Here is a 354-nt window from a genome sequence, read left to right as displayed (position 1 = left end):
CTTCTCCGAGCGTTTACCGAAACGTGCGCGCTCGTACTCCTTCACGAGCAGTTCGAGGCGTTCGACGCTCTCTTTGGACGCAGCCAGTTCACTCTCGACATGAAGGCGCGCCGAGCATTCATCGTCTGCGCGACGACGCTCGGCTTCAATCATCGCTTCCTGCGCGCGGAAGAGCGCGCGCACATCGGCGGGCAGCGCTGCAAGACGGGCGGGATCAATGGGGGACGGCGGCACATCCGCAAGCTATCATCCCAAAGCCCCGCGCGAAACAGGTTGTCGGGTCTGAGTCAGTTCGCCGCAGCTGGCGTCGCGACAATCCGTTCGCCCACTCGCTTCCAGTTCAGCCCTTCAAAC

The 354-nt window shown here is 62.7% G+C and carries 1 pseudogene; it reads right to left on the bottom strand.

Features of this window, described 5'->3' with window-relative positions:
* Positions 1-234: pseudogene (locus QJT78_RS52340) on the bottom strand (IS66 family transposase); the annotation flags it as partial.
* Positions 235-354 lie beyond the last annotated feature (120 nt).

The organism is Bradyrhizobium sp. Mp27 (assembly GCF_029953005.1).
GTDB lineage: Bacteria > Pseudomonadota > Alphaproteobacteria > Rhizobiales > Xanthobacteraceae > Bradyrhizobium > Bradyrhizobium barranii.
This window is presented reverse-complemented; position numbering and strand designations above follow the sequence as displayed.